Origin of the sequence: Algoriphagus faecimaris (assembly GCF_900101705.1) — a bacterium.
GTDB lineage: Bacteria > Bacteroidota > Bacteroidia > Cytophagales > Cyclobacteriaceae > Algoriphagus > Algoriphagus faecimaris.
On the sequence record NZ_FNAC01000020.1, the window covers coordinates 39,712 to 62,568 of the forward strand.

General features: G+C 40.7%; 19 protein-coding genes. 11 read left to right on the plus strand and 8 right to left on the minus strand.

The features are described 5' to 3' along the window. The first annotated feature begins 277 nt into the window (after positions 1-277). Entirely contained in the window at positions 278-1,771 is a 1,494-nt protein-coding gene (locus BLQ57_RS11690; RefSeq protein WP_087939842.1) for a peptide MFS transporter, read from the plus strand. Positions 1,772-1,832: 61 nt separating this feature from the next. Here BLQ57_RS11690 and BLQ57_RS11695 read toward each other — a convergent pair whose 3' ends face one another. Then, positions 1,833-2,528, minus strand: coding sequence for a TetR/AcrR family transcriptional regulator (locus tag BLQ57_RS11695; protein ID WP_087939808.1), 696 nt, complete (start codon positions 2,526-2,528; stop codon positions 1,833-1,835). 141 nt (positions 2,529-2,669) lie between these two features. Next, positions 2,670-3,962: a tyrosine--tRNA ligase gene (gene tyrS, locus BLQ57_RS11700; protein WP_087939807.1), complete on the minus strand. Its 1,293-nt coding sequence runs from the start codon at positions 3,960-3,962 to the stop codon at positions 2,670-2,672. Between the two features lie 173 nt (positions 3,963-4,135). Between tyrS and BLQ57_RS11705 the strand changes: the two genes are divergently transcribed. After that, complete coding sequence (locus tag BLQ57_RS11705; protein ID WP_087939806.1) at positions 4,136-7,354, plus strand: S41 family peptidase; 3,219 nt, start codon at positions 4,136-4,138, stop codon at positions 7,352-7,354. Positions 7,355-8,178: 824 nt separating this feature from the next. Here the strand turns inward: BLQ57_RS11705 and BLQ57_RS11710 are convergent. After that, a complete protein-coding gene (locus BLQ57_RS11710; RefSeq protein ID WP_087939805.1) occupies positions 8,179-8,508 on the minus strand; it encodes a BlaI/MecI/CopY family transcriptional regulator in 330 nt (109 codons plus the stop codon). 151 nt (positions 8,509-8,659) lie between these two features. Further along, the gene (locus BLQ57_RS11715) at positions 8,660-9,409 is read right to left on the minus strand and encodes an acyl-CoA desaturase (RefSeq protein ID WP_087939804.1); all 750 of its coding nucleotides are present in this window, start codon (positions 9,407-9,409) and stop codon (positions 8,660-8,662) included. A gap of 134 nt (positions 9,410-9,543) precedes the next feature. Between BLQ57_RS11715 and BLQ57_RS11720 the strand changes: the two genes are divergently transcribed. Then, positions 9,544-9,909: a phage holin family protein gene (locus BLQ57_RS11720; RefSeq protein WP_087939803.1), complete on the plus strand. Its 366-nt coding sequence runs from the start codon at positions 9,544-9,546 to the stop codon at positions 9,907-9,909. Here BLQ57_RS11720 and BLQ57_RS11725 read toward each other — a convergent pair. Then, positions 9,898-10,332: an AlbA family DNA-binding domain-containing protein gene (locus tag BLQ57_RS11725; RefSeq protein ID WP_087939802.1), complete on the minus strand. Its 435-nt coding sequence runs from the start codon at positions 10,330-10,332 to the stop codon at positions 9,898-9,900. The genes BLQ57_RS11720 and BLQ57_RS11725 overlap by 12 nt on opposite strands. A 104-nt stretch (positions 10,333-10,436) precedes the next feature. On the opposite strand from BLQ57_RS11725, the gene BLQ57_RS11730 reads away from it, so the two are divergent. From BLQ57_RS11730 to BLQ57_RS11750, 5 genes are all read left to right on the plus strand, one after another. After that, positions 10,437-10,985 (plus strand): hypothetical protein, encoded by a 549-nt coding sequence (locus BLQ57_RS11730; RefSeq protein WP_394331266.1) that lies wholly within the window; start codon positions 10,437-10,439, stop codon positions 10,983-10,985. Between the two features lie 51 nt (positions 10,986-11,036). Further along, positions 11,037-11,939, plus strand: a complete 903-nt coding sequence (locus BLQ57_RS11735) for a histone deacetylase family protein (protein WP_087939800.1) — start codon at positions 11,037-11,039, stop codon at positions 11,937-11,939. Between the two features lie 95 nt (positions 11,940-12,034). Next, positions 12,035-12,640 carry an OmpH/Skp family outer membrane protein gene (locus tag BLQ57_RS11740; protein ID WP_240507814.1) on the plus strand — a complete coding sequence of 202 codons (606 nt, stop codon included), beginning with the start codon at positions 12,035-12,037 and terminating at the stop codon, positions 12,638-12,640. A 99-nt stretch (positions 12,641-12,739) separates the two neighbouring features. Continuing rightward, positions 12,740-13,711 carry a deoxyhypusine synthase family protein gene (locus tag BLQ57_RS11745; protein ID WP_087939799.1) on the plus strand — a complete coding sequence of 324 codons (972 nt, stop codon included), beginning with the start codon at positions 12,740-12,742 and terminating at the stop codon, positions 13,709-13,711. 14 nt (positions 13,712-13,725) lie between these two features. Continuing rightward, positions 13,726-15,354, plus strand: a complete 1,629-nt coding sequence (locus tag BLQ57_RS11750) for an OmpA family protein (RefSeq protein ID WP_169712750.1) — start codon at positions 13,726-13,728, stop codon at positions 15,352-15,354. 35 nt (positions 15,355-15,389) lie between these two features. Here the strand turns inward: BLQ57_RS11750 and BLQ57_RS11755 are convergent, their stop codons facing one another. Next, the gene (locus BLQ57_RS11755) at positions 15,390-16,847 is read right to left on the minus strand and encodes a Gfo/Idh/MocA family protein (protein WP_087939797.1); all 1,458 of its coding nucleotides are present in this window, start codon (positions 16,845-16,847) and stop codon (positions 15,390-15,392) included. A 241-nt stretch (positions 16,848-17,088) separates the two neighbouring features. On the opposite strand from BLQ57_RS11755, the gene BLQ57_RS11760 reads away from it, so the two are divergent. From BLQ57_RS11760 to BLQ57_RS11770, 3 genes are all read left to right on the plus strand, one after another. Further along, entirely contained in the window at positions 17,089-18,702 is a 1,614-nt protein-coding gene (locus BLQ57_RS11760; protein WP_087939796.1) for a beta-N-acetylhexosaminidase, read from the plus strand. Between the two features lie 149 nt (positions 18,703-18,851). Beyond that, a complete protein-coding gene (locus tag BLQ57_RS11765) occupies positions 18,852-20,204 on the plus strand; it encodes an alanine/glycine:cation symporter family protein (protein ID WP_087939795.1) in 1,353 nt (450 codons plus the stop codon). Next, positions 20,201-21,295 (plus strand): glycerate kinase family protein, encoded by a 1,095-nt coding sequence (locus BLQ57_RS11770; RefSeq protein WP_087939794.1) that lies wholly within the window; start codon positions 20,201-20,203, stop codon positions 21,293-21,295. Before BLQ57_RS11765 ends, BLQ57_RS11770 begins: the two co-directional genes overlap by 4 nt. Here the strand turns inward: BLQ57_RS11770 and BLQ57_RS11775 are convergent. Then, positions 21,292-22,359 carry a flavin monoamine oxidase family protein gene (locus BLQ57_RS11775; RefSeq protein WP_087939793.1) on the minus strand — a complete coding sequence of 356 codons (1,068 nt, stop codon included), beginning with the start codon at positions 22,357-22,359 and terminating at the stop codon, positions 21,292-21,294. The two genes, BLQ57_RS11770 and BLQ57_RS11775, sit on opposite strands and share 4 nt — an antisense overlap. Positions 22,360-22,388: 29 nt before the next feature. Beyond that, positions 22,389-22,823, minus strand: coding sequence for a DUF6526 family protein (locus BLQ57_RS11780; protein ID WP_087939792.1), 435 nt, complete (start codon positions 22,821-22,823; stop codon positions 22,389-22,391). Positions 22,824-22,857: the final 34 nt, after the last annotated feature.

The window sequence follows — 22,857 nt, forward strand, 5'->3', positions numbered from 1 at the left end:
AAAAACGCTAAAATTTGCGCGCTCAATCGATTTCGAAGAAAAAACCATTGATTATTTGGTTCCTCCAAATTTCTTTTGTGTTTTACCTTCTTTGGCAGAAAAAAAGTCCTGTTTTCTTATAAAATAAATCTACCCAAGAGTTCAAATTCTCTTGGAAACAAATCACAAATTCTTTTATCATTGTAAAATTTATAAATCTTAATTCTACACATCTTTGGAAACTCCTAATAATCCCGAATTTGAAGGGCCTGTGATTTTTGGCCACCCAAAAGGTCTTATGACCCTGTTTTTCACAGAAATGTGGGAACGATTCAGTTATTATGGTATGCGAGCTTTGCTCATATTATTTATGACGGCAGCGATTACAGAAGGAGGATTGGGCTTTGATGATAAGACTTCTGGAGCCATTTATGGTCTTTATACCATGGGGGTTTACCTACTCGCACTTCCTGGAGGATGGCTTGCGGATAGATTATTTGGATTGAAAAAATCCGTTTGGTATGGAGGGATAATCATTGCCTTGGGTCATTTTACCATGGCACTTCCTGGGATTTTCAGCAGTGGCAACTATGCCGATAAGACCGGTCTTACTGCACTTGATACCAATTCGTTTTTTCTAGGTTTGATTTTGATCGTTTTGGGTACGGGTTTGCTTAAGCCAAATATCAGCTCAATCGTCGGGCAACTCTATCCAGAGGGTAGTTCCAAGCGCGATGCTGGTTTTTCGATTTTCTATATGGGAATCAATTTGGGCGCATTAATCGCGCCGATTGCTTGTAGCACTCTGGCAGAATATGACTGGCATTTGGGCTTCGGCTTGGCAGGCTTGGGAATGGTACTAGGCTTGATACAATATAAACTAACAGGTAGCTCTCTCGAGGGCTATGGTGATGCTCCTGTGGTATTGGAAGAAACCGAACGAGTCAAACAAAACAAGCTACGCTCTATGGTCACTTGGATAGGTATAGGCGCTGCTGTGATGGTAGGGGTCTTATTTACAGGAATTATTCCTATCAATGTATCTGCAATAGCAGGTGCTTCAGGATCAGTGATTGCCTTGGTGGCTTTTGGCTATTTAGGTTATGTGATTGTTTTTGGGGGCTTGAGTACCTCTGATAGAAATAAAGTAGGAGTGATTGCCATTTTGTTTCTTTTCTCGGCTATGTTTTGGTCTGGTTTTGAACAGGCGGGCTCTACTTTAAACCTATTTGCAGAGCGTTTTACAGATAAGAGGGTATTGGGTTTCGAAATACCGACGGGATATTTTCAGTCCATTAACTCAATGTTTATTATCATTTTTGCACCGATATTTGGAGGCATGTGGGTATGGCTTGGGCGGAAAAATTTGGAGCCAAGTTCTCCTTTGAAGTTTACCTTCGGACTTTTGCTTTTAGGCTTAGGTTTTTTTGTGATGTATTTCGCAGCAAAAATTGCAGCCTCAGGTGATTTAGCAGCTCCTACTTGGCTTTTGATGACTTATATGCTTCATACCTTTGGTGAGCTTAGCTTGTCACCGGTGGGCCTTTCTTTGGTAACCAAACTTGCACCAAAGGGATATGCCGGTCAGATGATGGGGATATGGTTCCTTTCCGTTTCTTTAGGAAATCTCTTTGCAGGTTTGATTGCAGGGGAAGCCAGTGGGGGCACAGATGAAGCACTTGCCCGAATGCCTGATCAATACATGCTGATTGTTTATACTGTGATCGGTTCTGCGCTTGTACTCTTCCTGCTTAAGCCTGTGATCAAAAGGATGATGGGGAATGTGCATTAAAAATTGATAAAAGGAAAAGGCTAGTTCGAACTAGCCTTTTCCTTTTATGTGATTTTCTTTTCTAAAATAAGCTGGTTTGAACAGTTGCCGGTCTAGTAGCTTGTATGGTTCCTTTCAGCATGTCTTTGATGAGTTTAATAAAACCAGGCCTCCAGTTCTCAGGGCTGATCTTAGTTTCTTTTGCCTCATATTCTACAGGACCTCTCATTTTGTCATAACCTACCATCAAGCTCCAAATCGTATAAAAGGTGATTTCGGGCTGTAGTTCTGGCCGGATACTCCCGTCTTTGATTCCAATACTGACGATCATTACACCGATTTTGGCAGGATCATGCTGTACCTCTAGAAGTTTTTGAAAATGTACACTTTCCAAAATAAGGGGATCTATGCTTTCTCGCTCTGTTTCGGAATTGTATTTTTTCATCAGATCCAAAAAATTAATAATGGAGTCGTACAAGGCTTGATGATTCTTTGCGAAATCAATTATCCGGTCCACTAAGTCCACAACCATTTCGAGACCAGGACGATTTTTGTTCCGATAGACTTCTTTAAATTCATCCTTAAAAAGCTCAAAAGCCTTTTTGGTCATAGCCATATATAGGTCTTCCTTATTTTTGTAATAAAAGTAGGTTAGTCCTTTACTTATTTTAGCTGTTTTGGCAATGTCTTCCATCCGTGTGGAATGGTAGCCCTTGCTTGTAAAAGTGGCAATTGCCGCATCTAGTATTAGCTTCTCTTTATTTTTATCTTTTGCCATGTTTTGTTTTCATCCTTACTTCCAAATATATTAAACTTGGTTCAAAAAATAATTTTAACCTGTATTCAAAAACTGAGATACAAGTATCAAAAAAGGCTCTGAAGTAAACTTGAGAGCCTTTTTTATCTGCTTTTCAGTCTTTTAAATTACCTCAACGATAAAATAATTTTTTTTGCCCTTTTGGACCAGTAGGTATTTATCCTGAAGCAAATGACGAGTAGGAGCTGCCGCAAAATCAATCAATTTTTCCTTATTGATACTGACACCACCACCTTGGATCATTTTCCTCGCTTCGCCTTTGGAAGAGAAAATGACGCCCTGAGTCAAATCACCAAATAGATCGAGCACAGTCTCCAGGTTATCATATTCGGTTTTTGGTATTTTTACTTGGGGAACACCCTCAAAGACTTGGAGGAAAGTTCGCTCATCCAAAGAAGCTAAATCTTCTGTAGAGGATTTGCCAAATAAAATCTCAGAAGCTTTCACAGCCATCTCATAGTCAGATTGGCTGTGTACCATGATGGTGACTTGCTTGGCAATTTCCTTCTGTAGGATTCTTAGATGCGGAGCGGCCTGATGCTCTTTTTCTAAGTTTTCAATCGTATCCTGATCCAGAATCGTGAAAATCCGGATGTATTTAGAAGCATCCTCATCAGATACATTAAGCCAAAACTGGTAGAAGGCATATGGGGAGGTTTTTTCAGGGTCTAGCCAAACCGATCCTCCTTCCGTCTTTCCAAATTTAGTCCCATCTGCTTTGGTAATTAGAGGAACGGTCAGTGCATAAGCGCTACCACCGCCCATTCTACGGATCAGTTCAGTACCTGTCACAATATTACCCCATTGATCAGATCCTCCCAGCTGAATGCTGCAGTTTTGATTTTTCCAAAGATGGTAAAAGTCATAACCCTGAATCAATTGATAGGAAAATTCAGTAAAGGAAAGTCCGTTTCCATCTTCTAGCCTTCTCTTGACACTGTCTTTGGCCATCATGTAGTTGACCGTAATGTGTTTTCCGACATCTCGGATAAACTCCAAAAATGAAAACTGAGACATCCAGTCGTAGTTGTTCACGAGCTCTGCTCGGTTTTGGGTGCCCCCGGAGAAATCAAGGAATTTAGAGAGTTGTTTTTGGATGGAAGCCACATTATGATCCAATGTTGCTTTATCCAAAAGATTTCGTTCAGCAGATTTAAAGGAAGGATCTCCAATCATCCCTGTGGCTCCTCCAACCAATGCAAAGGGTTTGTGTCCTGCTCTTTGGAAGTGTAGGAGTGTCATTACCCCAACCAAATGACCAATATGTAAAGAGTCAGCTGTAGGGTCAAAACCAAGATAAGCAGAAGCCATCCCTTTTTCCAGGTGTTCACTTAGTTCGGGGGTCATATCTTGGAGCATTCCTCTCCAGCGTAGTTCTTCTATAAATGAATTCATGTTTTCTATCAAATTGAAGCCGCAAATATAGCCTTGTCTGACAAAGGAAGGAAGGAATACTTATAGGGATTAGTAGGAAATGACCATTTACAAGGAGAAAATCCTAAATCGAACAATTTGAAAAAAGGATGAGCAGAATTTTATGTACTTTCCGACTTCAAAAATATGATTCAATGAAGAAGATTTCTACTATTATAGGGATGCTGCTCATGAATGGAGTAGCAGCATACGCTCAGGAAGCACCTAAGTGGATGCGTTATCCAGCGATTTCACCCGATGGGAATACGATTGCTTTCACCTACAAAGGAGATTTGTACTCAGTACCAAGTGATGGAGGAGAGGCCAAGCAACTCACCTTTCATGAGGCACATGATTTTAAAGCAGTATGGAGTAAAGATGGGGAAAAGTTAGCCTTTGCTTCGGATCGGTATGGCAACTTTGATATTTTCCTCATGGACGCTACGGGCGGTCCTGCAGAACGATTGACTTTTCACTCTAACGATGAGCTTCCTTTTGACTTTTCAGCGGATGGGAGTTCGGTCATCTTTGGGGCAACCCGAATGGACATTGCCAGCCACCGGCAATATCCTACCGGTTCCCAGCCCGAACTCTACCAGGTTCCGGTCACCGGAGGAAGGGTAGATCAAATCTGGACTATTCCTGCGGAATACGTTCAGTCCAATCAGGATGGTACCAAAATGATCTATCATGATAAGAAAGGTGGGGAAAATGAATGGAGAAAACATCATCAATCCGGTATCGCTCGAGATATTTGGATTTTTGATAAGGAAAGTAATTCTCATCAAATGCTCACGACTTTTTATGGAGAAGACAGGAATCCGGTCTTTTCACCCGATGAATCTGAAATCTATTATTTGAGCGAGGCCAATGGCAATTTTAATGTTTTTTCCATGGCCTTGAATAATCCCTCTGAGATAGAAGCCTTGACTAGTCTTGAAAATTTTCCGGTGAGATTTCTAAGCATTTCAGCAGATGGGAAAATGGCATTCAGCTACGATGGAGAGCTGTATACGCTGATCAAAGGAGGTACTCCGCAGAAAGTGGCCGTCACTCTTCGTACGCAAGCCATTAGCAATTCTGACAATTTTATTTCGATTAACGGTGGAGTGAGAGAAATGAGTATTTCGCCCGACGGCAAAGAAATTGCATTCATAGCGAGAGGCGAGGTATTTGTGACTTCTGTCGATGGATCACTGACAAAAAGGATCACCAACACCCCAGAGCAGGAGCGATTTGTGGAATTTGCCCCAGATGGTAAGTCAATAATCTATGCCAGTGAACGGGAAGGGCATTGGCAGATCTTCAAAGCATCAAAATCAAGAAGTGAAGAGCCTTTCTTTTTTGCTTCTACTTTGATTCAAGAAGAAGAAATGTTTGCTTTTGAAGGAGACGCTTACCTTCCAAAACTTTCACCAGACGGTAAAAAATTAGCCTATGTAGAAGATCGCCGCACGCTGAAGGTAATGGATTTGGAGAATAAAAGTTCAGTTACTTTGATGACTCCGGAGCAGCTTTTTCACATGAGCGACGGAGATCAGTATTTCACTTGGAGTCCAGATAGTAAATGGTTATTGGCTACTTATCGGCCTACTATGGTCAATTCTGAGGTAGTTTTGCTCGATGCCTCTGGCAAAGAAGAGATGAGAAAAATCACTCAGTCAGGCTATAGCGATGATAGAGCTACTTGGGTTAATGATGGCAAGCAAATGCTATGGTTTTCCAATCGTGATGGTCTGAGAAGTTATGCTACAAGTGGGCGAAGTGAGGACGATGTCTACATGATGTTTTTCCAAAAATCCGCTTGGGATAAATTTAATCTCTCTAAAGACGAGTTTGACTTGATGAAGGAGATTGAAAAATCTAAAAAAGATAAAGAAGAAGCGTCTAAAGAAGAGGATAAGAAAGAAGTCGTAGAGCCTTTATCTTTTGATTGGGATGATTTGGAGGAGCGGAAAGCAAGGCTTACCATTCATTCCAGTAATCTTGGTGATGCGGTGCTGAGCAAAGATGGGGAAAAGCTGTTTTACCTCGCTCGATTTGAAAAGGGAATGAACCTGTGGAGCACTAATCTTCGAACCAAGGAAACTAAGCAGGAGATTGCTTTAAATGCTGGATTTGGTAGACTGACTTGGGACAAAGACATGAAAAATCTGTATTTGCTTAGCGACGGTGCTATCTCTAAAATCAATCCAGAATCCATGAAGAGAGAATCAATTAAAATCAGTGGAGAGATGACCTATGACAGAGAGGCTGAATTGGCTTATTTATTTGAGCATATCTGGCTGAGAACAAAAGGAATTTTTTACACTCCTGACATGCATGGCGTAGATTGGGAAAAGTCCAAAACAGATTATCAAAAGTACTTACCTCATGTGGGTAACAATTACGAGTTTGCAGAGATGATTTCTGAAATGATAGGTGAACTCAATGTTTCCCATGCAGGCGCAAGATATTCCAGAAGCATTCCTATGGCGGATGCAACAGCCGCTTTGGGTATATTCTGGGATTATGATCATGAAGGAAACGGGATTAAGATTACAGAGATTCTTCCCGGTGGACCATTAGACAAATCAGAGTTTTCAGTTTCACCAGGAATGATAATTCAGAAAATTGATGGTCAAGATATCGCACCGACAATAGACTTTGCGCAGCTTCTCAACAGAAAGGCGGATAAGTTTACTCTTCTTGAGATCAGCGACGCCAATGGTGCAAATGCTCAGCAAATTACAATCAAACCGATCACCTTGGGAGAAGAAAATCGCTTGTTGTATCGTCGATGGGTAAAGAAAAATCAAGCTGAAGTTGCTGAGAAAAGTGGTGGCAAATTAGGCTATGTACATATTCCAGGCATGAGTGATGGACCCTATCGAAATGTATATGAAGAAATGATGGGCAAATACCACGATACGGATGCTGTGATAGTTGATACTCGGTTTAATGGTGGCGGAGACTTGGTGGCAGATTTAGCTATGTTTTTTACTGGTGATCGCTTCTTGACCTATGCCACGGAAAGCAAAGTAGTAGGTTATGAGCCTACGGCTAGATGGACTAAGCCTACCTTGGCGATGTTTAATGAAGCCAATTATTCGGATGGACATTGCTTCGCTTGTGGCTATACCGATCTGAATATTGGGATTACAGTGGGCATGCCTACTCCAGGAACCTGCTCTTTTGCAGGTTGGGAAAGTCTTCCAAATGGTGTGAGATGGGGAGCTGTGCCGATTTCGGCTAAAAACAAAGCAGGAGAGTGGCTAGAAAATAATGAAACTAGACCTCAAATTGAAGTCAAGAATATGCCAGGGAAAATTGATCAGGGCATAGATCAGCAATTGGAGCGAGCAATCGAAGAATTACTTAAAGAAGTAAATTAATAGTGTTCATTTAAGGGTAGCCTTTTTCGAGTCTCATTTGAAAAAGGCTGCCTTTTTCTAAAGGAAGGGTAGGTCTTTACTTTTACTATTTTAGGTGCTACCACGACTTTAATGAAAAGACCTCTGATAAAATTGGTAATAAATCATTTTACCAACGTAATAGTTTGAATTGGACTGAAATCTTTCGGTTATGGGGCCCTTCGGTATTTTCGGTTTTGGAGTGCTTTGCAAACCCGTTAAGAAAATGACTTGGCTCGCGAGGTATCGAGAGGACAAGGCGTAAAGAAAATGCCCAGTGGGCATTTTTAGGCTTGGGCCGGTTTGAGGGACGGAGTCATTTTTAGGGTGGCAAAGCAGGACAAAATTCCGCTGTGTACTAGGTTTTAACATGTAGAAGGCGTCACCAGCGGAAAGAAAAGAACGGGGCCAAGACTTTTGGATACTTTTTGCCTGTCCGCCGAAGGAGGAGTCTTCAAAAGTATCAAGGAAAAAAGATTTAAAAAGCTTAAGATCAGGCCAAGCATTTCAGTTTAGGCCAAATCATTTTCATGCCTCACTTGACCCGACTGATAAAGCAAAACAAAAAGGTTTAATGTCATTTTCAGAGTGGAAAGACTAACCTGTTCATTCATAACTTTATCAAAATAAAATTGCGGACAAAACTTGTCTTCTCCTTAAATTAAGGGTAGAACCCTATTTTAAAATTATCCTGCTTGATATGGAATAGGCCAAATTGAAGTGAAAAGATGGCAAATAAAAAAGCCGGGTAAACAACCCGGCTTTTTTACTTTAATAATGCTTATCCAAAAATTACGAATCCTATTTTACTGATAGGTCTTGTTATTCAAAGCGTCGTCATTCTTGAAGAAGGACTGAAGCTTTCCAAACGAACTATCAAAGTATCCCTCAAGCATACGCTTGATAATAAAGGTTCTGTATTCATCCTTGGATACAATGGGAAAATACTCATGGCTTTTGCCATAAGACTTGTGACTGACAAACCCTTTTCTTTCAAGAATTCTTACAATCGTCGAAACGGTGTTGTAAGCGGGTTTTGGCTCTGGCATTGGGACTAAGATATCTTTGACGAATCCTCGCTCGATATCCCAGAGGATTTGCATGATTTCCTCTTCTGCTCTAGTTAATGGTTTCATAAGGTGTTAAGTTTTAAATCGATAGAAAATTATCAGTTTAGTTTCTTATATCCAAAGAAATTAGACAAAGAGTTTGTTTTTTAGTTTAAAAAAAGTCATAAGTCCTTGATTATTAGGCGAAAAAAATTAGTCTCCGAAGAGACTATTTTTTTTATGCCGTTCTTAATTTTATTATACCACTTGCGTGCAGCAAGCGGACAATCGGGTAGGTTGGATCAAATTCGTACCATTTTACAGCGAAGTTTGGCCGGTTAGGTAGTTTATGATGATTGTTTTGGAAAAGCTCTCCCAGCATCAAAACGTCTAAAAGCAAACTGTTTTTCGATTTGTCGTTATTGTCAAAGTTGGCATATCCGTATTTGTGACCACTCCAATTGACGATCGCTCCATGTACGGGCCCCATCAAAAAATGAATGGGAAGAAGGAAGTACATCCACCAATGTGTACCGGCTAATTCAAAGACAGAAATACTCAATACGTAAATTGCAATGTAAACCAATCCCCAAGCCAATCGGATTAGCATATTATCAGCCATCCTGTCAAAAGAGTTCCAATCAGGAATATCCTTTGAGAACCGCTCTTCGGGCTTTAATTTGAAAGAAAAGTAATCATTGTAAATGTTTTTGGTCTTCCACATCATTGTAAATAGATTTTCTGTATGATGCGGACTATGTGGATCTTTGGGAGTATCCGAATAGGCATGGTGCATTCTATGCAAAATGGCATAGGCTCTCGGAGATAGATAGGAGCTACCTTGCCACATCCAGGTGAATACATAAAAGAAACGTTCCCACCATTTGTTCATTACAAACATCTGATGTGCTGCATAGCGGTGTAGAAAGAAACTCTGGCAAAATAGCGAGAAGTACCAGTGCAAAAGAAAGAAGATAATGATAATCACTCGAAATTTGGTTTTAATTGTTTTGACAAATATAAGGCTTGAATCTTAGACTTTAAGATTCTTGGATTTTCCCACATTAGGAAAATCGCATGATTTAAATCAATTTTTTTTAATTTTAAAGAAATCCAACAGCTATGAGTCAAAATTCCATTGCCAAAAATTTCTTAATTAAAATTTTACTAGGAAGTATCTCAGTGATGATCGCTACCTTTTTCCTTTCAGGTGTCCAAATAGACGGCTGGATCACAGGTATTCTTCTGGCAGCAGTCCTTATTCTGATCAACCTTACGGTTAAGCCGCTGATGATTATCTTGACCCTTCCTTTGACTTTGATCACACTTGGATTGTTCTTGTTGGTGATCAATGCCCTGATGATCCTATTAGCAGATCAAATCATTCCTGGTTTTTCGGTAGATGGTTTCTGGTGGGCACTCATCTTTGCTATACTAACGAGTCTGATCAATTCCTTGTTCGGAAACAATCTTAATTCAGACTATTAATTTACTCTGGTCTCCCTCTCTTTTGTATTTCTTAAGCGAACCGTCTGTAGAAAGATAACTTATTGGCCCTTCTTTTGATTTAGTAATATTTACTTTAAGAATAAGTTTCTCTACTTCTTCATAAGGAGATGGATTAGGGTCTTCCCATCGAATTTCTTCTGTGGTCAATTGTGCGGGAGGTACACAATATGCTGCATTGGCACTTTCGACCATATATCGCTCTTCTTCTGGATCAATCCCGACAACACGTTTTTGATCGGAAATACCAATGAGAATCGTCCCACCCAAAGCATTGGCCATAGCGGCAATAGTTTTGGCAATTTTACGTTTTGAAGTTATCTTCTGCTTGAATTCCAGACGAGTATCTTCCTGTGATTTTAGTGTCCTTTCTATAAAATCTTCTTCAATATTTTCAGAATTCATTTTTGGAGATTAAATTTTACTACTAAATTACTTTGGACCTTAGTATTCCTAACTTATATTTCCGAAACGAGAATTAGAAATAACCATTCCATACTATTTTGATTATGAATCCAGGCTTTGATCCCAATACCATTGAAGCGTTGAAAGCGGAATTAAAATCCCTTAATCAACCTTATAAACTTATTCCTGATCAGGAAAATTCAGATGAATATGTGAACTTTTACTTTTTAGGTATGTATGAAGGAAAAGAAGTGATCTACGACGCTGCGCTTTATACGTTAAGATTGCATCATTCCAGTGAGGTATATGAATTAGCTGAGCATGAAGCTGCCAAAAAATTTCCGGATTTTAATGGCATTCGGTATGAGGAAGACGAAAACGGTAACCTTTTGCCATTGACTAGTGAAGAAGAGGAGGTGGGCTGGTTCATCACCGAAATCATTATGGAGATCGAAGAGGAGGAAACTGTGAAGGTTCAGGAGTTCGTTGATTTGGATACTCATCATGACTACGGGATAGGTTTGGACGCTGCATTAAATGTCGAATTTATCGACGATGCAGTTATTCGTAAATTTGTTCAAGAATTTAACGATGACACGCTTATCCTGGATGATACGCTGTACACTTTCCAGTCTGAGGAAGAGGACGTTTAATTGAAAAAAACATTTCTTAGAAGCGCTTGTTAAAGTTCAAGCGTTTTTTTTATGCTTAAAATTGCCTGGTCACCCGAATATTGTCACCCTTTACCTGAAGGCCATCGCTTTCCGATGGAAAAATACGAGCTGCTTCCTGAGCAGCTGCTCTACGAAGGTACAGTCACGCAGCAAAATTTCTTCAAACCAACTCCAGTAACTGAGGATTTGATTTTGCAAGCGCATCATCCGGAATACTGGAAAAAATTGAAAACCCTGAGTCTTTCTAAATCTGAAATCAGGGCAACGGGTTTTCCTTTGAGTAAATCTTTGATCGACCGGGAAGTACTGATTGCAGGAGGTTCTGTTCAGGCCGCTGATTTTGCCCTTAAGTATGGCATCGCGCTGAATATAGCTGGTGGCACCCACCATGCCTATTCGGATCGGGGAGAGGGCTTTTGCCTGCTGAATGATATTGCTCTTACCAGCAAGTATTTACAAATAAGTGACAAGGCAAAAAAAATATTGGTCCTTGATCTTGATGTTCATCAAGGAAATGGTACTGCCGAGATTTTCAAAGATGATCCCTCAGTTTTTACTTTCAGTATGCATGGGGCCAAAAACTATCCTCATCGAAAGGAGCAATCCGATTGGGATATTCCTCTAGAGGATGGAACGCAAGATGAGCATTATTTAAATTTACTCAGTGAGAGTTTAGCTACTTTAAAGCGGCGATTTGATCCTGATTTTATTATCTATCAATGTGGTGTGGATGTACTCAGCACGGATAAGCTCGGTCGACTTGGGATGACTATAGAAGGAGTAAAAGAGAGAGATAAACAGGTATTGGAATTTGCTAAGCGTCAAGAATTGCCTATCATGTGCTGCATGGGAGGAGGATATAGCGGCAAAATTGCTCAAATTATAGAAGCACACGCTCAAGTTTATCGTCTGGCTCAAGAGCTTTTTTTCTGATTGTGTTGATTTTAAGATTTCCTCACAAGTTAGACTCTTGGAAAATCAATACTTTCTTTATATTTGCGCCCTTGTCATCAATAATAATTTTAAAAGTGAAAAAAGGATTCAAAATATTCGCAGTATTAGGTTTGGTTGGGATGCTTTCCTATGCTTGTCAGCCAGCAGCTACTGATTCAAATTCTTCCACTTCAAGTTCTGATTCGAGCTCAGATGTGCCCGTAGATATGAAAGTGGCCTATGTTTACACTGATAGTGTCATTAATCAGTATGAATACTTTAAAAAACGCTCTGATGAAATCACAGAGAAAGGAAGAAAATTTGAAGGCGATCTGCAGAGCAGAGCTAGGGGATTTGAGCAAGAGGTGGCAAACTTCCAACAGAGTGGTGGCAATATGACCTTGAATCAGCAGCGCGCAAAGCAAGAAGAGTTGATGAAAAAAGAGCAAAACTTGGTCACTTATAGAGACAACTTAATGCAAGAATTATCTGTAGATGAGTCAAACCTTTACAATGAGGTTTTTGAGCAAGTACAGAGCTATTTGAAAACCTATGCTGAAGAAAAAGATCTAGATTTGATTTTGAGCTACACCAGAGGTGGAGCCATTTGGTATGGTAAGAAAGCTTTTGATCTAACCAATGAAGTGATCGAAGGTTTGAACAAGGAATACAACCAAAGCCCTAAAGATTCAGTAAAATAATTAGATTTCAATACCTAATAATCTTGAAGCCCGGACTTGTTCGGGCTTTTTTAATGAAAAAAAACGGTATTTTTGAGGTCCAAACGAATAAATAAGCGAATGAAAATTACAGAATTTTTAAAACGTCACTATAGACACTTCAATGCGGCAGCTTTGATCGACGCGGCTGAAGGTTACAAAACACACCTTGATGAGGGCGGTAAGATGATGATTACCCTTGCCGGCGCTATGTCAACCGCAGAATTGGGGATTTCCCTTGCCGAAATGATTCGACAAGACAAAGTTCAAATCATTACCTGCACAGGGGCTAATTTGGAAGAAGATGTCTTCAATCTTGTGGCACATGATTATTATGAGCGCATTCCTAACTACAGAGAATTGTCTCCTGAGCAAGAGCAGGACCTATTAGATCGTCACATGAATAGAGTCACCGATACTTGTATCCCAGAGATGGAGGCAATGCGTCGTATCGAAAATGTTATCCTTGAGGAGTGGGTAAAAGCAGATAAAGAAGGAGAAGCTTACTTCCCTCATGAGTTTTTTTATAAAATTCTCCTTTCGGGCAAATTGGATGATTCTTTTCAAATTGATCCAAAGGACAGTTGGCTTCTTGAGGCAGCCAAAAAGAACCTTCCAATCATTGTTCCAGGATGGGAAGATTCTACGCTTGGAAATATGTTTGCAGGTCATGTGATAGCTGGAGATGTCAAAAATGTTCACACGGTAAGAAGTGGTATCGAATACATGATGTTCTTGGCAGAGTGGTATACCGAAAATGCCAAAGAAGAAAGTAAAGTAGGATTCTTCCAAATTGGCGGGGGAATTGCAGGAGATTTCCCGATTTGTGTGGTACCGATGTTGCATCAAGATCTTCAGCGGGATAATATTCCACTTTGGGGTTATTTCTGTCAGATTTCTGACTCGACTACCTCTTATGGTTCATATTCCGGTGCTGTTCCCAATGAGAAAATCACTTGGGGAAAACTGGGATTAGACACGCCGAAATTTATTATAGAATCTGATGCCACAATCGTTGCCCCACTGGTATTTGCCATTGTACTGGGACAATAATGAATTATAAATTAGTGAAAACCTTTACAAAAGCAGGCAGTACTTTATTGCTTGCTTTTTCATTTTCTATCCTGAGCGTTGAGGGTCAGGAAGTAAAAAGCCTATCCGGGGCAAATAGTCCCCAAGATGATCAAAATCCCGTTTGGATTGGATCCAATACACTACTTTTCTCCAGAGCTTTTCATCCTGAAAACTTAGGAGGTGAATCTGATCCTGGAGATATTTGGATGACAAAGCGGGATGAAAGTGGAGAGTGGACACAAGCGATACATAGACCTGATTTAAGCACCTCAGGCTATGATGTTCCTTTGGGGCTTGAGGATGTGCTTACACTTTTAATCTATCATCAGGAGAAGGAAAGACAGGGTGTTTTTCAATATTCTAAATTTGGCTCTGATTGGAATTTTCTGAGAAAAATAGAAATTCCTGGAATTGAGACATTTGAAGGTGAACTCAAAGGAAGAGTTTCCCAAGGTGGTGATCTTATCTTCTTTTCTGCCAAAAGTGATCAAGGTTTTGGTAGTGATGACCTTTTCGTAAGCCAAAAATCAGGCGCGGCTACTTGGACCTTGCCTCAAAATCTTGGTCCTGTTATCAATACGGTAGGTCAGGAAGTAAGTCCATTTTTTGACGCTAAGAAAAAAGAATTATATTTTGCCTCTACCATGCATGAGGGAGCAAATGGAAAAGATATTTTCGTTGCCAAGGCTTTGGATGAAACCTTTCAAAACTGGTCTAAACCAAAGCGATGGGTACAGATTAGCTCCAGAGGATCAGAAGGTTCAGTCACCTTTATTTCCCCCGAGGAGATCGTTTGGACAAGTACACAAAATTCAGATGGATTTGCAGATTTGTTGACATTTGCAGTACTTGTTCCGCTTGAGATTCCTTCCGATTTCGAAATTCCAAGTTTAGCAGAAGCTTCTCAAACACCAATTTCTTCTTCACCTTCGGGTACAGGCATGAAGCCTGTACCTATATTTCCCCAAGTAAGTGTAGGGATACCTGAGGTAAGGTTTGAAAGTGAGAATCAAATGACTAAAGAAGAATCTCCGAATGCTGAAGCCTCTTATCAGTTAATTGCCGTAGATGAAAAGACAAAAAAAGCTCTTGAGGAATTTACTGTCTCTCAGAAGCGTATGGGACAGTGGCAAACCCTTGATCCCAAAAATATTCTAAAAGAAAACTTGGTGGGTGAAATTAGAATAGAATCTAAAGGGTATTTTCCAAAATTTCTATCTACTTCTTTACTCATGTCTCAAGGACCAACACTAGCCCTGATGACTAAGATGGAGCCGGGGGCTAATATTCTTTTAGATGCGGTCAGCTTCCGAAGGGGAACAGCCGAGTTAGAGGGGGAGGATACTTTATTGTTTTTGGAGGGAATGGCAAATCTTTTAAATGAAAATGATGGTTTTAAAGTCAGGATAAGTGGACACACTGATGGAGCAGGAGATCCCGGATTAAATAAGGCACTCTCCTTAGAGCGGGCTGGAGCTGTCAGAGATTTTTTAGTGGATAAGGGTGTCCCTTTCGAAAGACTCAGGATTGCTGGATGGGGTGGCACGAGACCACTTGCATCAAATGCCACGGAAGCAGGCCGTGCAAAAAATAGAAGAGTAGAAATGACTGTAGAACAATAAAAAAGGCTGTCTCACCATAGAGACAGCCTTTTTTATTATAAGCTGTAATTGCCTCTATAAACCCTTTTGACAAATTGATTGGCGGGTTCGAAGTTTGTTACTTTCATATTAGGACCATCCCATACCAGCTTGATTCCTCTTCCGGGGTAGTCAAACTGATTAGGATTTCCATCTCTTGGCACTCTGTAATCGTAGCTTCGTATGGCTAGATTGCCCATTAGTACGGATTCAGTCAAAGGGCCGGCGATAGAAAATGGCGAACTCAACCTTTCGAATTCCTGAGATCCATAGCCTGCGATGCATGCTTCTACCCAGTTATTATAGTGTCCTCTGTCTCCATCAGGTACCCTGTATTGTGTTTCTGCTACATTGATTTCCTTTGTTTTAGAAGTGGGCAACAGTTGAGGATTTACTCCATAGGTAGAGCACATCATTTTACCCTTAGTGCCTTCTATAATCACTCCATTGCCACCATCTCCCATCTGCTCATTGGGTCCAAGTTCCTCCGGTCGAGTGGGTTGAATTCCTCCATCCATCCAGTGAAATTCTAAGTCTTCTTTTCCCGGCCTATCAAACCGAAGGGTAATATGTGATGAAGGCGGACAGCTATCGGGAAAATATCCACGCTGAAACTCGCCTACATAGACTGAACCCACAGAGCATTCGGCTGATTTCGGATAGCCTAACTCCAATACACGGAAAGGAGGCTCCATGATGTGACATGCCATGTCTCCTAAAGCACCTGTACCATAATCCCACCAACCCCTCCAATTGAAGGGGACTAAATTACCTACATAATCCTTATAGGGGGCTGTACCTAGCCAAAGGTCCCAGTCCAAATCTTCAGGGGGAGTCATAGGCGTATTTGGCCAAGGAATACCTTGTGGCCATACGGGGCGATTGGTCCAAGAGTAGACTTTAGTAGCCTCACCGATCAGTCCTGCATTGTACCATTCTACCATTTTCCTTACTCCATCCCCAGATGAGCCTTGATTGCCCATTTGTGTGACAACTTTATATTTTTCTGCAGCTTCGGTGAGCATTCTCGCTTCATAGATGTCGTGAGAAAGTGGCTTTTGCACATAGACGTGCTTTCCCATTTTCATCGCCATCATAGCTTGTACGGCATGCATATGATCGGGTGAGGAAACCGTTACCGCATCGATGTTTTTATCCTCTTTTTCTAGCAGTTCTCGAAAGTCTTTGTAATATTTTGCCTTAGGATGTTCATCTCTACTTCTTTTAGCTCGTGTATCATCGACATCACAGAGAGCTACAATATCCGCTTTTCCACTTCGAAACACACCGCTTACATCATTGTATCCCATACCTCCCACGCCTATTCCAGCGACTTGAAGCCTGTCACTCGGGGCGACGAATCCATCCCCTCCTAAAACATGGCGGGGTACAATATAAAATCCTGCTAAAGCCAGTGATGATTCTTTAAGAAAATTTCTCCGGGAATTACCTGCTACTTTTTCGTTTTTTTTCATGGTTTGATAGCTCTGTTATTTTGGTTTTGTTTTTCTGTATTCTTTCGCATTTCAAATTATTAAATTCTTTTAAAAAGCACTTGTCTAAATTTTAAAATTTGACCAAAGGCAAAGCAAATTTGATCTCATTTTATCGCCAAAGAAGATTTTTGCCGCACCAAGCCCCTTTTTCAAATATTTTCAGGAGGAAAAAAAAGATTGTTAAAATTTTAAATTAAGTTTACCAAAATCCTATTTACTTATGAAGCATATATTTACATTACTAAGTTTTGGTTTGTTTATGGTTTTATTTTCCTGTTCCCAAGATGGACCGAAGCTTTCAGAAACAGGCCTAATTCCATTACCCAATCAAGTAGCTGATGGTTCGGGTTCTTTCCTTTTAACTTCGGAAGCGAAGATTCAGCTCCAAGGGGAGGATCCTAAACTTGCAGGAATTGCGGAATATTTTAATACCAGCCTTTCAGCCGCTAGTGGCTACCGCTTGCCTGTGGGCACTGATGAGGGCACGATTAAGCTTCAGGTTGAAGGTGATAATTCCCAAGATGAATCTTACGAACTGGTAATTAGTGAAAGTGAAATAACTATTAAGGGAAAATCAGCTGCAGGGGTTTTTTATGGAGTGCAGACCTTACTCCAAGCGATGCCTGTAGAGGTCTTTGGCACCGCTCTCATTCAAGAGGCTATTCAAATCCCAGCCGGTAAAATTGTTGACAGTCCTTCTTATGCCTACCGTGGTTCTATGCTCGATGTGGCAAGACATTTCTTGCCCATGGAGGATGTTAAGCATTACCTAGATCAAATGGCCCACCTTAAGTTAAACTACCTTCATTTGCACTTATCTGATGATCAAGGTTGGAGAATAGAAATTAAATCTTGGCCCAATTTAACAGCGCTAGGCGGCAGTACTCAGGTTGGTGGCGGACCTGGAGGATATTTTACTCAAGCTCAGTATCAAGAGTTAGTGCAGTATGCAGCAGATCGATTTATCACTATAGTTCCTGAAATTGATATGCCTGGGCACACCAATGCTGCGTTGGCATCTTATGGGGATCTCAATCCTGGAATCAATCTTCCGGATGGTAATTTTGAAACGATTACCAAAAGCATTGAAAAGGCTGAAGATGAGTTTAAAGGGTCTAATATTACAAGACAGGCGGCTGAACTTTATACCGGAACAGAAGTAGGTTTTAGCACCTTGGATACAGATTTGGAATTGACTTATCAATTTATAGATGACATCGTTAGAGAAATTGCGGCTATTACTCCAGGGCCATATTTTCATATAGGAGGGGATGAGTCTCATGTGACGGCCAAAGACGATTATGTCTATTTTATAGAGCGAGTTCAGAAGATTGTCCAAGATCATGGTAAAACTAGTATTGGCTGGGATGAGGTAGCTACTAGTCAACTATTGCCAGGAAATGTGGCTCAGTTTTGGGCACTAGAAGAAAATGCAAAATTGGCCGTAGGCCAGGGAAACAAAGTACTCATGTCACCTGCTAAAAAAGCTTATTTGGATATGCAGTATGATTCTACTTCAAGGATTGGCCTGCATTGGGCGGCATATGTAGAGTTGGATTCTGCCTATTTATGGGATCCGGCTACCTATGTAAATGGCATTTCTAAGTCGGATATCTTGGGCGTAGAAGCTCCTTTATGGACAGAGACGGTAGAAAACCGTGTGGATATGGAGTATTTGGTATTTCCTAGAATTGCTGCCTTGGCAGAAGTAGCTTGGAGTCCTGGTTCAAGTAGAAATTGGAATGATTTTCAAGATAGAATTAAAGTGATGGGCCAACGATGGGATATCCAAGGCATAGGCTTTTATAAAAGCCCGCTAGTGAATTGGGAATAAATGATTTAAAAATTTAAGCTCGGTGTGCAAAACTGCATGCCGAGCTTTTTTATTGGCCAATCCTGTAGAAAATCAATGATTTTTGCTAAAAATGCAGTAATATGGCTTTTGATTACCTAAAACTAAACGCAAAAAACATCACCTAATCAATGGGAGACATTATTATTTACTTTGCCAATTGGATATGGGGTACACCGATGCTTATCTTATTAATGGGCGGTGGAATGATCCTGTTATTTCACTCGGGTTTTGTACCATTCCGAAAAATAGGACACGCTATTAGCTTACTCAGTGGTAAATATGATGATGACTTAGCTCCCGGTCAAATCACTTCCTTTCAGGCACTTTCGGCAGCTATCGCAGCAACGGTCGGCTTGGGAAATATCAGTGGAGTGGCTATCGCGATTAATATGGGAGGACCAGGTGCTATTTTCTGGATGTGGGTTTCTGCTTTTGTGGGTATGGCCACCAAGTTTTACAGCTGTAGCTTAGCCATCATGTTTCGAGGTAAGGATTCCTCAGGTGAAATCCAGGGTGGACCTATGTATGTGATAGAAGAAGGTATGGGTAAAAAGTGGAAGTTCCTTTCGGTAATATTTTCTGTTGCCGGTGTCTTAGGCTTGCTAGCTATTTTTCAAGCCAATCAATTATCAGCTGTATTTAGAGCTGTAATGCTTGAACCTGCGGGGATTTCCACTGGAGAAACCACCCGATGGATTATAGGGATATCCATGATGGTATTGGTGGCCATTGTAATTTTGGGAGGTATCAAGCGGATAGCTAATGTAGCCTCCAAACTGGTACCTTTCATGGTGGTCCTGTACTTCACTACGGTAATAATCATCGTATTCAAATATGTGGGAGATGTCCCTGAGATGCTATTGAAAATAGTTACGGATGCCTTTACAGGTGAAGCAGTAGCCGGTGGGGCAGTGGGTGCAGTAATCATTACAGGGGCTAGAAGAGCTGCCTTTTCTAACGAAGCAGGAATAGGAACAGCTCCAATGGTCCATGGTGCATCAAAGAACAATGAGCCTATTCGTGAAGGGTTAATTGCCATGTTAGGTCCTTTTATTGATACTATTGTAGTTTGTACGCTTACCGCTTTGGTCATTATGCTGACAGGAGTGTGGCAATCCACTGAAGCCGATGGTGTGAGATTAACCCTTAATGCTTTTGAAACAGCGCTCCCTGGAATTGGAAAATACCTGCTGATGACAGCAGTTTTAATCTTTGCACTTTCTACTATGTTTACTTATTCCTATTATGGACATAAGTGTTTCAATTACCTCTTCGGTGCCAAAAGAGCTGATTTTTACAATTATTTCTACTTGATTACTATCGTGGCAGGTGCGGTAGCTTCACTAGAAGTGGTAGTAAGCTTGGTAGATGGTATGTATGCGATTATGGCGATTCCTACGATGATTTCTACCATTTATTTGGCACCAAAAGTCAAAGCCGCATACAAGGATTATTTTGAGCGAATGAAAGCTGCAAAATGAATGCGCTAATTGCTCCGAATGCATTTAAGGGCACACTGACAGCCCTAGAAGCGGGAGATATAATTGCCCAAACAATCGGAGCTAAACACCCCTCTTGGACTATAAAAATACATCCTATAGCAGATGGGGGAGATAGTACTTGCGCTCTTTTAAATAATTATTTGGGGCTCAAGTCGATTGAGGTATGGGGCTTAGATGCCTTAGGAAGGCCGATTCAAACGAGTTTTGGATGGGAGGAAAGTTCCAAAACAGCCTATATCGATGTTTCTGCTGCTTCGGGAGTGGGAACATTGCAGGAAGAGGAAAAAAATCCAAATGTTGCCTCAACTTTCGGAACAGGTCTACTTATCCGGAAGGCAGCCGAATTAGGTGCCAAGCATATTGTCCTAGGTTTAGGAGGAAGTGCTACAGTGGATCTCGGTTTGGGGATTTTACAGGCCTGTGGTTTTACTTTTTTAAATGAAGGGGGCAAAGAGTTAATCCCTTTTTCACCTGGGATAATTTCGAAACTAAAGCATATTCAACGAAGCCCCGCTGTACCCAAACTCAGTTTTACTTGCCTTTGTGATGTCAAGAATCCCTTTTTCGGGAAACAAGGAGCTATCCCTGTTTTTGGGCCACAGAAAGGGCTAAAAAATGAAGATTTAAAAGTTTTCGAAGAGGATGCACATCAATTAATCAAGATTTTGGAAAATAAATCTAAAACAAGATTTAAGGACCAAGCGGGTTTTGGTGCAGCTGGTGGGATTGCTCTCGGATTGAGCTTTTTCTTCCCTTTGAAAATTTCTTTTGGAGCAAATTATTTTTTTGAAAAGACAGGTCTTGAATCGGCAGTAGTAGACTCTGATTTGATTATTACAGGTGAAGGAAAATACGATGAGCAATCTTCATCGGGTAAGGCTTGTTTTGAATTATTAAAGCTGGCCAAATTGCATCAGAAGAAAATTGTCTTAATCACCTCGGGTTTAGAAGCACAAGAGGCTGGTTTCGATAAGGTTTTGACTTTGCCAGATTTGGATTTTTCTCATAAAAATTTCAAGAAACTAGCTACACAAAATTTAATTCAAGTTTCAAATCAGATTGAGGATTAACTGCCATTTAGCTGCTTAAAAACTCTTTTCGCGGATGAAATTGCTCCTTCCATATAGCCTGGGTTTTTTATCGAACATTCTGTTCCTGAAAAATACAGCTTCCCATTAAAGTAGCTTTCTTGGAGTAAAGAATGTCCGTTATTTTGATGAGGGTGAAGTATACTTGGATTAGAAATAGAAAGTATCCCAGGACTCCAAATTTTATCCAAATAAGTACTTGGACTTAAGGCACCTTTTCCGAGCAATTCGGTAATCTGACTAATAACTGCACTTTCTCGTTGGTTTTTGGTGAGCCTTGCAGCTTGGAGGTTTAAAAATCCAGTGAATCCAAATTTATCTTTTTCAGCATTACAGTGATCATACATTTCCGAAATGATTCCTGAATGGCTAAACAGCATTCCTGAGAAGTTTTCTTTTCTCCAAAAAGGCTCAGCATATTCTAATGCAAATTTAATCGAGCCTGCCATCCAAGTTTGCACTTCCGATAGAAGGCTTGAGAGTTGGTGTGGAAGATTGGGAGAAAACGCTATTTGTGAAATGGCCGATTGGGGAGGTAGACAAAGAACCACTTTGTCTGCATGGAAAGTTTCTCCTTTTTGGGAGTGAAGAGTTATTCCTTTACCCGACTCAATGACTTTTATGATCTGAGTATTCAGCCAGATGCTGTCAGGAGTTAGGCTTTCAGCCAAAGCCTCAATAAGAGCTTGAGTGCCGTCGGTAATGCGGTAGGAGGCTTCGGCTCCCTGTGGGGCAAAAAACTCTTGTATAGGCTCTTGAGGGCTTGTCTGAAAGAGCGAGCGGCCTTTAGTAGATTGAGGGAATTTACTAATCTTCAATTCTTCTAAAAGTGAGTTGAGATCAGAATGGTTGTCCGAAAACCAAGTTGCACCGAGTTCAAGAGGTGTTTTTAACTTCCCTTTTACCGTTTCTATTCTTCCACCCAATCGAGTAGAAGATTCCAAAACTGTAACTTGAGCCTGTGATTGATTCAAAAAATAGGCTAGAGCTAAGCCGCTTAAACCCCCGCCTACAATTATGATTTTTTCATCTTGATTCTTTACCATAGCTATCCTAGCATAAGCGAGGGTCTTACTTAGACCCTTCTATAATCTGCTTTCCAGTTTTTTACAGCTTTTTTGATGGTTTTATTATCCCACTTCTCCAAAATCGCCTGCTCCATTAGAGGTAGCAATTCTTCATCTGAGGCAAAACGAAGAGCGATGATTTGAGAGGTGCTTAATTCAGATTCTTTGGTAGACTCAAATCGCTCTCCTGTTAGCTCAAAGTACCTTTGACGCATCTCAGCGATGATAATTCGGTTTTGGTTTTTTAAAGCATAAATTCTAGCCAAAAGAGGCAATAAAACGATAATAACCGCTAGGAGAATGGCCTGAACAGCAGCAGCCGTAGTCGTATATTGATCTAGGTTATAAAGAGTCATTCCCAAATAGATCAAAGTCATGGGTGTCAGTACAAAGTGATGGAAAGGGTAGTACTGTGCGTGATTTTGGAAGTTTTGAGTTTTCATGGTAGGTGGAAATAAAAAAAGGAGGCCTTGGCCT

What these genes read in the sequence shown, in the direction of transcription:
- BLQ57_RS11690 (WP_087939842.1), top strand. Translation starts at nt 278, where the DNA reads ATGACCCTGTTTTTCACAGAAATGTGGGAACGATTCAGTTATTATGGT.
- BLQ57_RS11695 (WP_087939808.1), bottom strand. Translation starts at nt 2,528, where the DNA reads ATGGCAAAAGATAAAAATAAAGAGAAGCTAATACTAGATGCGGCAATT.
- tyrS (WP_087939807.1), bottom strand. Translation starts at nt 3,962, where the DNA reads ATGAATTCATTTATAGAAGAACTACGCTGGAGAGGAATGCTCCAAGAT.
- BLQ57_RS11705 (WP_087939806.1), top strand. Translation starts at nt 4,136, where the DNA reads ATGAAGAAGATTTCTACTATTATAGGGATGCTGCTCATGAATGGAGTA.
- BLQ57_RS11710 (WP_087939805.1), bottom strand. Translation starts at nt 8,508, where the DNA reads ATGAAACCATTAACTAGAGCAGAAGAGGAAATCATGCAAATCCTCTGG.
- BLQ57_RS11720 (WP_087939803.1), top strand. Translation starts at nt 9,544, where the DNA reads ATGAGTCAAAATTCCATTGCCAAAAATTTCTTAATTAAAATTTTACTA.
- BLQ57_RS11725 (WP_087939802.1), bottom strand. Translation starts at nt 10,332, where the DNA reads ATGAATTCTGAAAATATTGAAGAAGATTTTATAGAAAGGACACTAAAA.
- BLQ57_RS11730 (WP_394331266.1), top strand. Translation starts at nt 10,437, where the DNA reads ATGAATCCAGGCTTTGATCCCAATACCATTGAAGCGTTGAAAGCGGAA.
- BLQ57_RS11735 (WP_087939800.1), top strand. Translation starts at nt 11,037, where the DNA reads ATGCTTAAAATTGCCTGGTCACCCGAATATTGTCACCCTTTACCTGAA.
- BLQ57_RS11745 (WP_087939799.1), top strand. Translation starts at nt 12,740, where the DNA reads ATGAAAATTACAGAATTTTTAAAACGTCACTATAGACACTTCAATGCG.
- BLQ57_RS11755 (WP_087939797.1), bottom strand. Translation starts at nt 16,847, where the DNA reads ATGAAAAAAAACGAAAAAGTAGCAGGTAATTCCCGGAGAAATTTTCTT.
- BLQ57_RS11760 (WP_087939796.1), top strand. Translation starts at nt 17,089, where the DNA reads ATGAAGCATATATTTACATTACTAAGTTTTGGTTTGTTTATGGTTTTA.
- BLQ57_RS11765 (WP_087939795.1), top strand. Translation starts at nt 18,852, where the DNA reads ATGGGAGACATTATTATTTACTTTGCCAATTGGATATGGGGTACACCG.
- BLQ57_RS11770 (WP_087939794.1), top strand. Translation starts at nt 20,201, where the DNA reads ATGAATGCGCTAATTGCTCCGAATGCATTTAAGGGCACACTGACAGCC.
- BLQ57_RS11775 (WP_087939793.1), bottom strand. Translation starts at nt 22,359, where the DNA reads ATGGTAAAGAATCAAGATGAAAAAATCATAATTGTAGGCGGGGGTTTA.
- BLQ57_RS11780 (WP_087939792.1), bottom strand. Translation starts at nt 22,823, where the DNA reads ATGAAAACTCAAAACTTCCAAAATCACGCACAGTACTACCCTTTCCAT.